The following is a 13,856-nucleotide window of genomic DNA, read 5'->3' as shown; positions in this document are numbered from 1 at the left end:
AAAAATCAAAAGATCGCGAGGCAAGCTCGCTCCTACCCATAATCAGCCGCGCGAAGCGATCAAAAATCCGGCCAGCACCACACTTACGCCCAACAGTTTTTGCAGGCTGGGGGTGTTTTTTGGCAGCCCGAGCAAGCCGAAGTAATCAATCGCCAGCGAGATGATCAACTGGCCCACCACCACCGCCATGATGAAGTTGAGCGCGCCCAGACGCGGCACGGTAATCAGCGCCACGGTGATGTAAAACACTCCGGCCAGGCCGCCGAGCCACATCCACCAAGGGCCGCCCAGCAGTGCGCCAAGATTGGGGCGGGGCACTTTGACCAGTAGCATCACCACCGCAATCGCCGCGCCGCTGACCATCAGGGAAATGACCGTGGCCCAGAACGGGTGACCGAGCACGGCACCGAGTCGGGCGTTGCTGCCGGCTTGCATCGGTACGGCGGCGCCGGCCAGTAAACTCAGGGCAATGGCTATAAAAAATGGCATGGATTTAACCTCTCTGAACGATGTGCACGTTGTACGTGCAAACCCGCCAGGCGGCCAATTCGATGTTCGGATGCGCGGTATTCGTGAGGTCGATGTCCGTCGCATACGTGGGCAAAACGCAACCTCGGGCTTACACTGGCAGCTCTTGTCTGGAGAACTCCCTGTGCTGACTCATTTAGATGCCCAAGGCCGCGCCAACATGGTTGATGTCACCGATAAAGCGGTGACGTCCCGTGAGGCGGTGGCACAAGCCGTGGTACGCATGCGTGCTGAAACCCTGGACATGATCGTCAATGGCGACCACCCCAAGGGCGACGTGTTCGCCGTGGCGCGAATTGCCGGGATTCAGGCGGCGAAGAAAACCTCAGATCTGATCCCGCTGTGCCATCCGTTGATGCTCACCAGCGTCAAGGTTGAACTCAGCGCCCAAGGCATCGACGCAGTGTTGATCATCGCGCGCTGCAAACTGTCCGGGCAGACCGGGGTAGAGATGGAAGCCCTCACCGCTGCCAGCGTGGCGGCCTTGACTATTTATGACATGTGCAAGGCCGTCGACCGTGGCATGACCATCGAAAACGTGCGTGTGCTGGAAAAACTCGGCGGCAAGAGCGGCCACTTTCAGGCAGACGCGTCATGACATTCCACGTGCACTTCTTTGCCCGCTACCGTGAGGCGCTGGGGCTGGACAGCGTCTCGGTCGAAGGCCAATTCACCTCTGTTGATCAGTTGCGCCAGCACCTGTTGCAACAGGGCGATGCGTGGCAGGTCTTGGCCGAAGTCAACCTGATGTGCGCGCGCAATGAAGAACTGTGCAAGCTCGACGAACCGCTGACAGACGGTGATACCGTGGCTTTTTTCCCGCCCGTGACCGGGGGCTGAGCCATGGCCATTCGGGTGCAAACGACCGCCTTTGATCCGGGCGCAGAAGTCAACGCATTGCACGCAGCCAACCTGGGTGTGGGGGCGGTGGTGAGTTTTGTGGGGTATGTGCGCGACTTCAATGACGGGCGCGACGTGGCGGGGATGTTTCTCGAGCATTACCCCGGCATGACCGAAAAGGCCTTGGCCAAAATCGTGGTCGAAGCGCAACAGCGCTGGCCGCTGCTCAGCCTCGAAGTGCTGCACCGGGTCGGGGCACTGGAGCCGGGCGAGCCCATCGTCTTTGTCGGTGTGGCCAGCGCCCATCGTCAGGCGGCTTTTGATGCCTGCGCGTTCGTGATGGACTACCTGAAAACCCGCGCACCCTTCTGGAAGAAAGAACAGACCGCCGACGGCCCGCGCTGGGTCGAAGGCCGGGCCAGTGACGACGCCGCCGCCGAGCGCTGGCAGCGCTCACTCCCCAAATTGTAGGAGCTGCCGAGGCACGAAGGCTGCGATCTTTTCGGGAATAAAAGATCGCAGCCAGGACACGGCGTGATTTCTTTTATTTTTTTCAGAAGTCTCCTACAGCGTCGATTCCTGTTCATCCGTTAGCGTGCCTGCCTCTCTGTCGGGAAGGATTCACGGATGGCCATTTCAGCCCGTAACAACCGTTTTAGCTTGAGCATCAAGGGCGCCGACCATGAGCTTCAGGTGTTGGCCTTCACGGGCAATGAAGCCATCAGCACGCCTTATGCCTTTGAACTTGAACTGGTCAGCGCACGCGCTGACCTGGACCTCGAGGAATGGCTGCATCAGCCTGCGTTTCTTGCGTTTGACAGCCAGGGGCAGGGGATCCACGGGCATATTTCCAGTATGGGTCGCAGCAGCCCCGGTACGCGGCTGACGCACTATCGCCTGACACTGGAACCGCAACTGGCCTACCTGGCCCATCGCACCAACTACCGAATTTTTCAGCATTTAACCGTGCAGCAGATCATCGAGACCTTGCTCGAAGAGCACGGCATTCTCGGCAACGCCTACACCTTCAATTCGTTCTCGTCTTACACGCCACGGGATTATTGCGTGCAATACGGCGAGTCCGATTTGCGCTTTATTCAGCGTCTGTGTTTCGAAGAGGGCTTCCACTACCACTTTCGGCACTCGCCAGACGGCCATCACCTGGTGTTCGGCGACAAGCAGCAAGCGTTTACCTCGCTCAACCAACCGACGCCCTACGTACACCGTGCGGGCATGGTTGCTTCGCAGCCGTCCATCGATCACTTTGGACTGCGCTTGCAGGCCAGCACCAACCGTACGTTTCGCCGCGATTATGACTTTCAGCAGGCCAGCCGCACGCTGGAGGCAGGCAGCAGCGCTGAACATAACGAACGCGCGCTTGAAAACTACAGCTATCCGGGGCGCTTCACTGAAACGGCCCAAGGCCAACGGCAAAGCCAGCGCACACTTGAGCATCATCAAGCCGGCTACTGCCAGGCCAGCGGTAGCAGCAATCAACCCAGCCTGCGTACGGGGCATTTATTGCCGATGACCGGGCACCCCAATGCAACGTTCGATAGCGGCTGGCTGTTGATTGGCGTTCAGCACGAAGGCAAGCAGCCGCAAGTGCTGGAAGAGTATGGCGCCAACACAGCCCAGGCCGACGCAGGCGGCTTTAGCCAAGGCTATCGCAACACCTTCCAGGCCACGCCAGAGGCGGTGACCTACCGCCCGCAAACCGTCTTCCCCAAGCCGCGACTGATCGGTAGCCAAACGGCTCGCGTCACCGGGCCGGTGGGGGAAGAGATCCATTGCGATGAGTACGGCCGGGTCCGGGTTAAATTTCATTGGGACCGCAGCGCTATCGATGACGATCAAAGCAGCTGCTGGCTGCGCGTCTCGTCGAGTTGGGCGGGGGACAACCACGGCGCGGTGACCATCCCGCGCGTGGGCATGGAAGTGCTGGTGGGTTACCTCAACGGCGACCCGGACCAGCCCATCATCAGCGGTTGCCTGGCCAACAGCCTCAACCCGACCCCGCTCACATTGCCCGCCAACAAAACCCAAAGCGTATTACGTAGCCGCAGCACTCCAGGTGGGAGCGGCTACAACGAACTGCGCATCGAAGACCGCAAAGGTCTGGAGCACATCTACCTCCACGCCCAGCGCGATCTGCAACAACACATCAAAAACGACAGCCGCTTGCAGATCGAGGGCAAGCGCGAAGAAACCGTCACCGGCAACAGCGTCTCGGTGCTCAAGGCAGAAGAACAACGCACCGTCAGCCTGGATCGCAAGGTCCAGCTCAAGGCCAACGACCACCTGGCCGTGGCCGTCAGCAGCCACACCGTGGTGGGCGACGCGCTGGTGGCTGAAGCGGGTATGCACGTGCATATCAAGGCCGGGGCGCGGGTGGTCTTGCAAGCCGGGGCCAACATCACCCTGATGGCGGGCGGGCAGCATGTATTGATTGGTGCGGCGGGCATCTACGCCAGTTGCCCGATATTGCTGGGCGGCTTGCCCGTACCGGGCCTGCCTGCGGTGCCGTTGTTGCCGGGGGAGGTGGCGCCCATGCAGGGCATGTCGCTAGCGCCTTCAACGCAAATGCTGGCGTTGAGCGAAGGAAAATCAGTGTGCCCGCAGTGCGAAATTCTTAAAAAACCACTGTAGGAGCGAGCTCGCCTCGCGATCTTTTGGCTTAAAAGATCGCGAAAACCCGCCCCTTGTGCAGACGTCGGGGCTGACGTTTTAAGCCGTTTCACTCGGATCATGCGGCTTGCGTACCGCTCTGACCACAGGGCGCAGCAGTTCAGTCGGCGGTGTTTCGCAACTGATTTTGCGGCCCAGCTTTTCTTCGATGGACGGCAACTGGTACGAGTCGTCTTCACCGGCAAAGCTGATGGAAACACCCGCTGCGCCCGCACGACCTGTACGGCCAATACGGTGCACGTAGTCGTCCGGTACTTCGGGCAGGGTGAAGTTGATCACGTGGCTGATGCCGTCGATGTGGATGCCGCGACCCGCGACGTCGGTCGCCACCAGCACGCGGATTTTGCCTTCGCGAAAGCCTTCGAGGGTCTTGATGCGTTTGTGCTGGGGCACGTCGCCGGACAGTTGCGCAGCATTGATGCCGTCGCGCACCAGGCGTTCTTCGATGCGCCGCACTTCGTCTTTGCGGTTGGCAAATACGATCACGCGTTCCCAGCCGTTGTCGTTCACCAGGTTGAACAACAGTTTGTATTTGTCAGCACCCGCCACCGCGTACACGTGTTGCTCAACCAATTCGTTGGCCACGTTCTGCGCTTCGATTTCAACGATCGCAGGGTCGGTGGTCCACTGTTTGGCCAGGTTCATCACGTCTTCGGTGAAGGTCGCAGAGAACAGCAAGGTCTGACGCTCGGCCTTTGGCGGCGTCTGGCGAATGATCTGGCGTACTTGCGGGATGAAGCCCATGTCGAGCATGCGGTCAGCTTCATCGAGCACCATGACCTCAACCATGTCCAGGTGCACTTCGCCGCGCTGGTTGAAGTCCAGCAGACGGCCCGGTGTGGCCACCAGAATGTCGCAGTGACGGGCTTCCAGCTGCTTGAGCTGTTTGTCGAAGTCCATGCCGCCCACGAAACTCATGACGTTGAGGTTGGTGTATTTGGTCAGGTCGGCGGCGTCTTTAGCGATTTGCACGACCAGTTCGCGGGTCGGCGCGATGATCAGCGCGCGCGGCTCGCCCATGTAGCGCTCTTTGGGCGGCGGGGTTTGGGTGAGCTGGCTGATGATCGAGACCAGAAACGCTGCGGTTTTGCCGGTACCGGTCTGGGCACGGCCAATGGCATCGCGGCCACTCAAGGTGTAGCCCAGCACTTGCGCCTGGATCGGCGTGCAGTACGGGAAACCTAGGTCCTGGATGGCGTGCATCAGTTCAGGGGTGAGCTTGAAGTCATGAAAGCGGGTTTTGCCTTCTTGTGGCTCAACCACGAAGTCTTCGAGTTTCCACGGGATGACCACAGGCTTTGGCGCCGGTGCACGCCGTGGTTTGGCCGCTTTGGGTTTTTCTGTGCGCGCAGGTTCGGGTGCGGGCGTGGCTGCGGGCGTGGACACCGCGGCGGGTGCAGGTGCAGAACGGCCAGGCTGTTGCGCGTCGGTTCGCGGGCTGGGGCTGCTGGGGGGAGTCATGGACGCTGGCGCGAGCGGCTCAGCCTCGCTTTTGCCGAATATTTTTTTGAGTGCTTTGAGCACGGTCATCTCATCAGTTGGTTAAGGAGTGTACGCCGGGCAGTGTAATGCAAGTCGCGTGCTCGGCGTAGTAAACGACTGGATGTTTCGTTTTTAGCGCAGGCGCTCGGTCAGCCAGGTACCGATGTCGTGAATTTCTTCAGGTAACACTTCGTGCCCCATTGGGTACTCCTGCCATGTAACGCTCACACCCAAACGCTTCAAGTGCTCATACGCGGTACGGCCCATGGCGTTCTGGACGACCTCGTCATATTGGCCATGCAGGCACAAAGCCGGCGTGCGTTGCTGGCTGGCGGACAGTTCCAGCTCATTACTGAAGGTTGGGGCATAGGTGGAGAGGGCAAGTACGCCACCCAATGCGCCCTGCCATTTTAGATAGGCGGTATGGAAGACCACGGCGCCGCCTTGGGAAAAACCGGCGAGGAAAATTCGGCTGGCGTCTATTCCGGCCCTTTTCTGTTCTTCGATCAACGCAACCACGGTGTCTGCCGATTCGTTGAGCTCTTGTTCACTGATCGAACGGGCCGGGCTCATGGCCTTGATGTCGTACCAGCTGGGCATGGCATATCCGCCATTGATCGTCACTGCACGGGTCGGCGCCTGGGGCAAAACAAACCGCGTGGTCAGCAGCGTTTCTTGCAGTGCTTCGGCCACCGGGAGGAAGTCGTAGCGGTCGGCACCTAAGCCGTGAAGCCAGATCACACAAGCGTCTGCGGGCTTTTGCGGTTGAAGGATCAGAGGGTCGGTCATGGCTGCTCCATTATTGGGCGCTCGCGCAAAAAGCGTGCGCAAGAAGAGTGCGTGTTCGTTTCAAATTTAAAGAAGATGTCGCCTGCTTGAACGTTTTACCTAAAGAAACATATCGAGAGGCATAAATCTCCACAGTGGTACGGGCCTTGCTATGAGCACAGGGACGTTAGCTGAAGCATCTTCGCGGGTAACACTAACAGGCTACAGGCGAGGGTGGGGCAGCAAAACACCTGACGGGTGAAGTTAGACAAGGAATTCAACAGCTCAAGTGAGCGCTTCAGTTTGAAGGCGAGTGCGATATATCCATCGCTCAAGGCTTATGCCGCTTGGCCCCATAAAAAGCCAACACGGGTCAACAATGCCTCACAAGGGGGCGGCGGGTCTTGTTCAAACACAACAAAGCAAGACTGGAGGTTTGAATGAAGCAGTTGAAATCCACCCTGGCCCTGGCCACCGCCGCTGTGGTGTTGAGTGTCACGGGTTTCGCTCATGCCGGCGCAACACTGGATGGCGTTAAAAAGAAAGGCTTCGTGCAGTGTGGTGTCAGCGACGGTTTGCCGGGTTTCTCGGTGCCTGACAAAGACGGCAAGATTTTGGGGATCGATGCCGATGTCTGCCGCGCTGTCGCCGCTGCCGTATTTGGCGACGCCACCAAGGTCAAATTCAGCCAGCTAAACGCCAAGGAGCGCTTCACTGCCCTGCAATCGGGCGAAGTGGATGTGCTGTCGCGCAACACCACCTGGACCAGTTCCCGTGATGCGGGCATGGGCATGCTGTTTACCGGCGTGACCTATTACGACGGCGTTGGCTTTTTGGTCAACAACAAGCTGGGCGTGAAAAGTGCCAAGGAGCTGGACGGTGCGACCATCTGCATTCAGGCCGGGACCACCACAGAACTTAACGTGTCGGATTACTTCCGGGCGAATAACCTGAAATACACCCCGATCACCTTTGATACCTCTGACGAAAGCGCCAAGTCCCTTGAGAGCGGCCGTTGCGACGTGCTGACCTCGGACAAATCCCAGCTGTATGCACAACGCAGCAAGCTGGCCAACCCGAACGACTACATCGTCTTGCCAGAAACCATTTCCAAGGAGCCATTGGGCCCGGTCGTGCGCAAGGGTGATGAAGACTGGTTCAGCATCGTGCGCTGGACACTGTTTGCCATGCTCAACGCTGAAGAAGCCGGCATCACCTCTAAAAACGTCGTGGCTGAAGCCAAGTCGACCAAAAACCCGGACGTTGCCCGTTTGCTGGGTGCGGATGGCGAATACGGTAAAGACCTGAAACTGCCGAAGGACTGGGTTGTACAGATCGTCAGCCAGGTCGGTAACTACGGCGAAGTGTTCGAGAAAAACCTCGGTAAAAGCACCCCTCTGGCCATTGACCGCGGGCTGAACGCCTTGTGGAACAACGGCGGCATTCAATACGCACCGCCTGTGCGCTGATAAGCCCTGTCACCCGGTGGGCCAACCACCGGGTGCTGTTTTTGATCCATTTTTTACTGGGGCATTTCATGCAGACAAAAGTCGGCGCACCCAAGCCCAGGCTCAGCCTTGGCGATCCACGTGTGCGTGCGTGGGTATTTCAGATCATCACCGTCGCGCTGGTGGTCTTCATGGGTTGGTACTTGTTCAACAACACTCAGACCAACCTGCAACACCGGGGGATTACCTCGGGTTTCGATTTTCTGGAACGCAGTGCCGGGTTTGGCATTGCGCAGCATTTAATTGATTACACCGAGTCCGACAGCTACGCCCGGGTCTTTGTAATCGGCCTGCTGAACACGCTGCTGGTGTCGGTGATTGGCGTGGTCCTGGCGACCATTCTGGGCTTTATTGTCGGCGTCGCGCGATTGTCTCCGAACTGGATGATCAACAAGCTGGCGACGGTCTACGTCGAAGTTTTTCGCAATATCCCGCCGTTGCTACAAATCCTGTTCTGGTACTTCGCGGTCTTTTTGACCATGCCGGGGCCGCGTAACAGCCACAATTTTGCCGACACGTTTTACATGAGCAGCCGTGGCCTTAACATGCCGGCCGCCATTGCGACACCTGCGTTCTGGCCGTTTGTGATCAGTGTGCTGCTGGCGATTGTGGCCGTGGTGGTGATGGTGCGCTGGGCGAAAAAACGCTTTGAAGCCACCGGTGTTGCGTTTCACACCTTCTGGGCCGCGTTGGGCCTGTTGCTGGTGATTCCAGGGCTGTGCGCGCTGGTAGTCGGTGCGCCAGTGCATTGGGAAATGCCCGAGCTCAAGGGCTTCAACTTTGTTGGTGGCTGGGTGCTGATCCCGGAACTGTTGGCGCTGACCATCGCCCTCACGGTGTACACCGCAGCTTTTATTGCCGAGATCGTGCGTTCGGGCATCAAGTCGGTCAGCCATGGCCAGACAGAAGCTGCTGCCTCGCTGGGCCTGCGCCCCGGGCCGACGCTGCGCAAGGTGATCATCCCGCAGGCGCTGCGAGTGATCATTCCGCCGCTGACCAGTCAATACCTCAACCTGGTGAAAAACTCATCGTTGGCGGCAGGTATCGGCTACCCGGAAATGGTTTCGCTGTTTGCCGGTACGGTGCTGAACCAGACCGGGCAAGCGATTGAAGTGATTGCCATCACCATGAGCGTTTATCTGGCGATCAGCATCAGCATTTCGCTGCTGATGAACTGGTACAACACGCGCATTGCGCTGATCGAACGGTGAGGGCGCGACCATGACGACGCATGTTTTCAAACCTGATATGCCGCCACCGGGCAACCGGATTGGCGTGGTTGCCTGGGCACGGGCGAACTTGTTTTCCAGTTGGCTCAACACCTTGCTTACGCTGTTTGCGCTCTACCTGGTCTGGTTGATCGTGCCGCCGTTGCTGAGCTGGGCGCTATTTGACGCCAATTGGGTGGGCACGACCCGGGCAGACTGCACCAAAAGCGGTGCCTGCTGGGTGTTTATCGAGCAGCGTTTTAGCCAGTTCATGTACGGCTATTACCCTTCGGCACTGCGCTGGCGCGTCGATACGACGGTGTTGTTGGCCATCTTTGGTGCTGCGCCGTTGTTTATTTCGCGCTTCAAACACAAGGCGGTCTACGGGCTGAGCTTTTTGGTGATCTACCCGATTCTCGCCTACAGCCTGCTGCACGGTGGGCATTGGGGCCTGACCACCGTCGCCACCAGCCAATGGGGCGGCCTGATGCTGACGCTGGTGATCGCCACCGTGGGCATCGCCGGAGCACTGCCATTGGGCATCTTGCTGGCATTGGGGCGTCGCTCGGACATGCCGGCGATTCGCGTGGTGTGCGTGACGTTCATCGAGTTCTGGCGTGGTGTGCCGCTGATCACCGTGCTGTTCATGTCCTCGGTGATGCTGCCGTTGTTTCTGCCTGAAGGCATGAACTTCGACAAGCTGCTGCGGGCGCTGATCGGGGTGATCCTGTTCCAGTCGGCGTACGTGGCCGAAGTGGTGCGCGGCGGCCTGCAGGCCATTCCCAAAGGTCAGTACGAAGCATCGGCAGCCATGGGCCTGGGTTATTGGCGCAGCATGGGCCTGGTGATCTTGCCGCAAGCCCTGAAGCTGGTCATTCCCGGCATCGTGAATACCTTTATTGCCCTGTTCAAGGACACCAGCCTGGTGATCATCATCGGCCTGTTTGACCTGCTCAACAGCGTCAAACAAGCCGCCGCCGACCCGACCTGGCTGGGCATGGCGACCGAGGGTTATGTGTTTGCCGCCCTGGTGTTCTGGATTTTCTGTTTCGGTATGTCCCGCTACTCCATACATCTGGAGCGCAAGCTGGACACTGGCCACAAGCGTTAGTAGGAGTTGGATATGAGTGAAGCAATTAAAAAGCCTGCTAGCCCTGAAGGCATTATTCAGATGCAGGACGTTAACAAGTGGTACGGCCAGTTTCACGTGCTCAAGGACATCAACCTGAACGTGCAGGCGGGTGAACGGATCGTGTTGTGCGGGCCCTCGGGCTCGGGCAAGTCGACCACCATTCGCTGCCTCAATCGCCTTGAAGAGCATCAGCAAGGGCGCATTGTGGTGGATGGGGTTGAGCTGACCAACGACATCAAGCAGATCGAAACCGTGCGCCGTGAAGTCGGCATGGTGTTCCAGCACTTCAACTTGTTCCCGCACCTGACCATCCTGCAAAACTGCACGTTGGCGCCGATGTGGGTGCGCAAAATGCCCAAGCGCCAGGCCGAAGAAATCGCCATGCATTACTTGCAGCGCGTGCGTATTCCGGAGCAGGCCCACAAGTTTCCGGGGCAGTTGTCCGGTGGTCAGCAGCAGCGGGTGGCGATTGCCCGTGCGCTGTGCATGAAGCCTAAAATCATGTTGTTCGACGAGCCGACTTCAGCGCTCGACCCGGAAATGGTCAAGGAAGTACTCGACACCATGATCGGCCTGGCCGAAGACGGCATGACCATGCTCTGCGTGACCCACGAAATGGGCTTTGCCCGGACCGTGGCCAACCGGGTGATCTTTATGGACAAGGGTGAAATCGTCGAGCAGGCTGCGCCGAATGATTTCTTCGACAACCCGCAGAACGACCGGACCAAACTGTTCCTGAATCAAATTCTGCATTGATGCAAACGCGGCGACCGAGGGGTTAACGTGTTTTCTCGCGCTGTTGTTGCTTCTGCTCCAACAGCGCATTGATATCCGCGCATTCGTAGATCGCGTGCAGCTCCTTGACCAGTTCCGGGTGGCGATCGAGCAGGCGCATCAACACAAACAGCGGTTTGGGCGGTTCGACTTCGGCCCGCTCATAGCGGCTGAACGCATTGTGGCCGCCGCCGGACAGTAACTGCACCGCGCTTTTTTGGGTGAAGTGCAATTTACGCCGGATACGTTTCATCTCGTCTGCCACGACCCGCTTGGCATCCTCGATCAGTTCATCACCTGCCTGGGCATAACGCTCTGCGCTGGGCGCATCGAACTCGACCTCAGCACATTCACTGCATTGCTCGCCTGCCAGATTGGGCACGTGGCGGGTTAATTGTTTGAACGTCACTGTGAAATCGCGGCCCTTGAACGGGTGCATCGCGTTGGGTGCGCCACAGGTGTAGCAATCATGCTTGCTCATCAGTCTTTTTCCTTGAAGGCAATGACGGGCGGCCCTCCACCGGGACGGTAGGTCACCTTGATGTACAGGGCCAAGCCGTAGGCTTGAGCGTGGTAGACGTCTTGCCAGACTTTGGGGTCTGCGTAAGTCGACATTGATTTGTACAAGAGCCTGCGCTCCAGAGACGCGATCACCCAGAGCATCTGGGCGAGTGTTAGCCCCAGCATGCGCCCACCATCCAGCGCACTTTTGGTAAACGCCACGGCTCCCAGCCGTTTTACGTCATCTTGTATGCACTGAAGGGTGTAGTGGGGTGTCTTCTTTTCCATAAGAGAGTGCCTCGATGCGCTCAAAACTACCCTTTAAGGGTTTTTAGTTCAACGATTATTTTTCAAGTTAAGCGGCCCTTTAATCTGTAGTTGATTGCTCTAAGGGAAGGCGCTGACTAGCATGTAAGAAAATTCATCCTATGATTGGATGAAAGGACGGATTCCATGACAGACGCTTCTCCGCTGATAAAACGCTCCCTGGTCGATCAGGCCCTTGAACAACTGCGCACGCGAATTAACAACGGCGCCTGGGAGGTCGGCCAACGCTTGCCGACGGAGCCGGAATTGGCGGCGGAGTTGGGCATAAGCCGCAATACGGTGCGCGAAGCCATGCGCGTGCTGGCCTTTGCCGGGCTGATTGAGATCCGTCAGGGCGACGGCAGTTACTTGCGCGGGCGGGTCGATCCCATGGACACCTTGCGCACGTTGTCGGCCTGTTCGATGGACCAGGTGCGCGAGATGCGCCACATCCTTGAAGTTGAGGCCGTTGGCCTGGCGGCCGTACGCCGTACCGATGAGGACTTGCGCCTGATGCAGCAAGCACTCGATCTCAGTGGCCAGCACTATCACGGCGAACTCGACACCTACATTTGCTGTGACTTGCAGTTCCACCAGCATGTGATCGATGCCGCGCATAACCCGGCGTTGACGGAGTTGTACCGCTACACCTCAAGCATTGTTTCCAGTCAGTTGCGCAAGACGCTGGATATTTACCCGCGCCGCCAATCGGTGTTCGACCTGCATGTCGAACTCTTGGAGGCCGTCAAACAACAAGACCCACAACGGGCTATGGCGCTTTGCCGGACGTTGATCAATGAACCCTGAACCGGAGAAGGCCATGAACCATCCCTCGTCAGCCAGCAGCGAAGCCGTTCGTCATCTGGATGAACTGGAAGAATTACTGATCGACGCCGAAGTTGATGACGAACACGTACAACAGACGCCCCCTGTGGTGCTGCGCCCGTGGTTGTTGCTGTTGGGGCTGGTGCTGGTGGCGCTGAATTTGCGCCCGGCGCTGTCGAGCGTGGCGCCCTTGCTGGGTGTTGTGTCGGACAGCCTGGGCTTGTCGGCCGCGCAGGCCGGTTTACTGACCACCTTGCCCGTGCTGTGTCTGGGCGTGTTTGCGCCCCTGGCGCCGATTCTGGCCCGGCGTTTTGGCACTGAGCGGGTGGTGCTCGGGATTCTTCTGACGTTGGGCGGCGGGATCGTGCTGCGCAGTTGCCTGGGTGAGGTCGGGCTGTTTGCCGGGAGCATTCTGGCAGGCGCCAGTATCGGTGTGATCGGCGTATTGCTGCCGGGGATTATCAAACGCGATTTTGCCGGGCATGCCGGGACCATGACCGGCGTCTACACCATGGCGTTGTGCCTCGGCGCAGCACTGGCGGCCGGGGCGACGGTGCCGCTGAGCCATTACCTGGGCGACAGTTGGGCAATGGGCCTGGGCTTTTGGGCCTTGCCGGCCTTGTTGGCGGCCATTTTCTGGTTGCCGCAGGTGGGTAAGCGTCAAGGCGCGCACAACGTGGCTTACCGCGTGCAGGGGCTTTTACGCGACCCGCTGGCATGGCAAGTGACGCTCTACATGGGCCTGCAATCGTCGTTGTCCTACATCGTTTTTGGTTGGTTGCCATCGATTCTGATCGGCCGCGGCCTGACCCCGACCGATGCCGGCCTGGTGATGTCAGGTTCAGTGATCGTGCAGTTGGCCACGGCACTGACAGCGCCCTGGCTGGCGACGCGGGGCAAGGATCAGCGTCTGGCGATCGTGCTGGTCATGGGCCTGACCCTGGCCGGGCTGTTTGGCTGTCTGTATGCGCCGATGGACAGCTTGTGGAGTTGGGCTGTTGTGCTGGGTCTGGGGCAGGGCGGGACGTTCAGCCTGGCGTTGACCCTGATTGTGCTGCGCTCTCGCGACTCGCACGTCGCCGCCAACCTCTCGGGCATGGCCCAGGGCGTAGGTTACACCCTGGCGTCACTGGGCCCGCTGGCAGTGGGCGTGGTCCATGAAGTGACCGGTGGTTGGGATGCGCTGGGCTGGATTTTTGCCGTGATTGGCCTGTGTGCCATTGTCGCGGGCCTGGGGGCCGGGCGCGCGCTATACGTCAACGTGCAGAGCGAGAAAATTCAAAGCCCGTAGTGTTT

At 58.9% G+C, this 13,856-nt stretch carries 15 protein-coding genes; 10 read left to right on the top strand and 5 right to left on the bottom strand.

The features are described 5' to 3' along the window. Positions 1-42: 42 nt before the first annotated feature. Complete coding sequence (locus ACJJU9_RS20155) at positions 43-489, bottom strand: DMT family transporter (RefSeq protein ID WP_048368235.1); 447 nt, start codon at positions 487-489, stop codon at positions 43-45. A 163-nt stretch (positions 490-652) separates the two neighbouring features. Here ACJJU9_RS20155 and moaC point away from each other — a divergent pair, with 163 nt between their 5' ends. The 4 genes from moaC to ACJJU9_RS20135 all read left to right on the top strand — a co-directional run bounded on the left by moaC (position 653) and on the right by ACJJU9_RS20135 (position 4,017). After that, positions 653-1,126: a cyclic pyranopterin monophosphate synthase MoaC gene (gene moaC, locus ACJJU9_RS20150; protein WP_407729376.1), complete on the top strand. Its 474-nt coding sequence runs from the start codon at positions 653-655 to the stop codon at positions 1,124-1,126. Continuing rightward, positions 1,123-1,368: a molybdopterin converting factor subunit 1 gene (moaD, locus tag ACJJU9_RS20145; protein WP_407729375.1), complete on the top strand. Its 246-nt coding sequence runs from the start codon at positions 1,123-1,125 to the stop codon at positions 1,366-1,368. The genes moaC and moaD overlap by 4 nt, the downstream gene beginning before the upstream one ends. Before the next feature lie 3 nt (positions 1,369-1,371). Continuing rightward, positions 1,372-1,839 carry a molybdopterin synthase catalytic subunit MoaE gene (gene moaE / locus ACJJU9_RS20140; RefSeq protein ID WP_407729374.1) on the top strand — a complete coding sequence of 156 codons (468 nt, stop codon included), beginning with the start codon at positions 1,372-1,374 and terminating at the stop codon, positions 1,837-1,839. Between the two features lie 156 nt (positions 1,840-1,995). Next, positions 1,996-4,017 carry a type VI secretion system tip protein VgrG gene (locus ACJJU9_RS20135; RefSeq protein WP_407729373.1) on the top strand — a complete coding sequence of 674 codons (2,022 nt, stop codon included), beginning with the start codon at positions 1,996-1,998 and terminating at the stop codon, positions 4,015-4,017. 78 nt (positions 4,018-4,095) lie between these two features. Here the strand turns inward: ACJJU9_RS20135 and rhlB are convergent, their stop codons facing one another. Together rhlB and ACJJU9_RS20125 are read right to left on the bottom strand one after the other, a co-directional pair. Next, positions 4,096-5,586 (bottom strand): ATP-dependent RNA helicase RhlB, encoded by a 1,491-nt coding sequence (gene rhlB, locus ACJJU9_RS20130; RefSeq protein WP_048368230.1) that lies wholly within the window; start codon positions 5,584-5,586, stop codon positions 4,096-4,098. 84 nt (positions 5,587-5,670) lie between these two features. Next, positions 5,671-6,327 (bottom strand): alpha/beta hydrolase, encoded by a 657-nt coding sequence (locus ACJJU9_RS20125; protein ID WP_407729372.1) that lies wholly within the window; start codon positions 6,325-6,327, stop codon positions 5,671-5,673. Between the two features lie 419 nt (positions 6,328-6,746). Here ACJJU9_RS20125 and ACJJU9_RS20120 point away from each other — a divergent pair, with 419 nt between their 5' ends. From ACJJU9_RS20120 to ACJJU9_RS20105, 4 genes are all read left to right on the top strand, one after another. Next, the gene (locus ACJJU9_RS20120) at positions 6,747-7,775 is read left to right on the top strand and encodes an amino acid ABC transporter substrate-binding protein (protein WP_048368227.1); all 1,029 of its coding nucleotides are present in this window, start codon (positions 6,747-6,749) and stop codon (positions 7,773-7,775) included. Between the two features lie 68 nt (positions 7,776-7,843). Further along, entirely contained in the window at positions 7,844-9,025 is a 1,182-nt protein-coding gene (locus tag ACJJU9_RS20115) for an amino acid ABC transporter permease (RefSeq protein ID WP_048368469.1), read from the top strand. Positions 9,026-9,035: 10 nt separating this feature from the next. Further along, complete coding sequence (locus ACJJU9_RS20110) at positions 9,036-10,133, top strand: amino acid ABC transporter permease (RefSeq protein ID WP_407729371.1); 1,098 nt, start codon at positions 9,036-9,038, stop codon at positions 10,131-10,133. Positions 10,134-10,145: 12 nt separating this feature from the next. After that, positions 10,146-10,910 carry an amino acid ABC transporter ATP-binding protein gene (locus tag ACJJU9_RS20105; protein WP_048368223.1) on the top strand — a complete coding sequence of 255 codons (765 nt, stop codon included), beginning with the start codon at positions 10,146-10,148 and terminating at the stop codon, positions 10,908-10,910. 22 nt (positions 10,911-10,932) lie between these two features. On the opposite strand, the gene ACJJU9_RS20100 is transcribed toward ACJJU9_RS20105, so the two are convergent. Next, entirely contained in the window at positions 10,933-11,409 is a 477-nt protein-coding gene (locus tag ACJJU9_RS20100; RefSeq protein WP_048389772.1) for a type II toxin-antitoxin system MqsA family antitoxin, read from the bottom strand. Beyond that, entirely contained in the window at positions 11,409-11,717 is a 309-nt protein-coding gene (locus ACJJU9_RS20095; protein ID WP_048389771.1) for a type II toxin-antitoxin system MqsR family toxin, read from the bottom strand. Before ACJJU9_RS20095 ends, ACJJU9_RS20100 begins: the two co-directional genes overlap by 1 nt. A 165-nt stretch (positions 11,718-11,882) precedes the next feature. Here ACJJU9_RS20095 and ACJJU9_RS20090 point away from each other — a divergent pair, with 165 nt between their 5' ends. After that, positions 11,883-12,542: a FadR/GntR family transcriptional regulator gene (locus ACJJU9_RS20090; protein ID WP_153373936.1), complete on the top strand. Its 660-nt coding sequence runs from the start codon at positions 11,883-11,885 to the stop codon at positions 12,540-12,542. Then, complete coding sequence (locus ACJJU9_RS20085; protein ID WP_273222249.1) at positions 12,532-13,851, top strand: CynX/NimT family MFS transporter; 1,320 nt, start codon at positions 12,532-12,534, stop codon at positions 13,849-13,851. The genes ACJJU9_RS20090 and ACJJU9_RS20085 overlap by 11 nt, the downstream gene beginning before the upstream one ends. Positions 13,852-13,856: the final 5 nt, after the last annotated feature.

This window comes from Pseudomonas helleri (assembly GCF_045830615.1).
GTDB lineage: Bacteria > Pseudomonadota > Gammaproteobacteria > Pseudomonadales > Pseudomonadaceae > Aquipseudomonas > Aquipseudomonas helleri.
The sequence above is the reverse complement of the archived record's forward strand: the minus strand, read 5'-3'. Positions and strand labels throughout refer to the sequence as shown.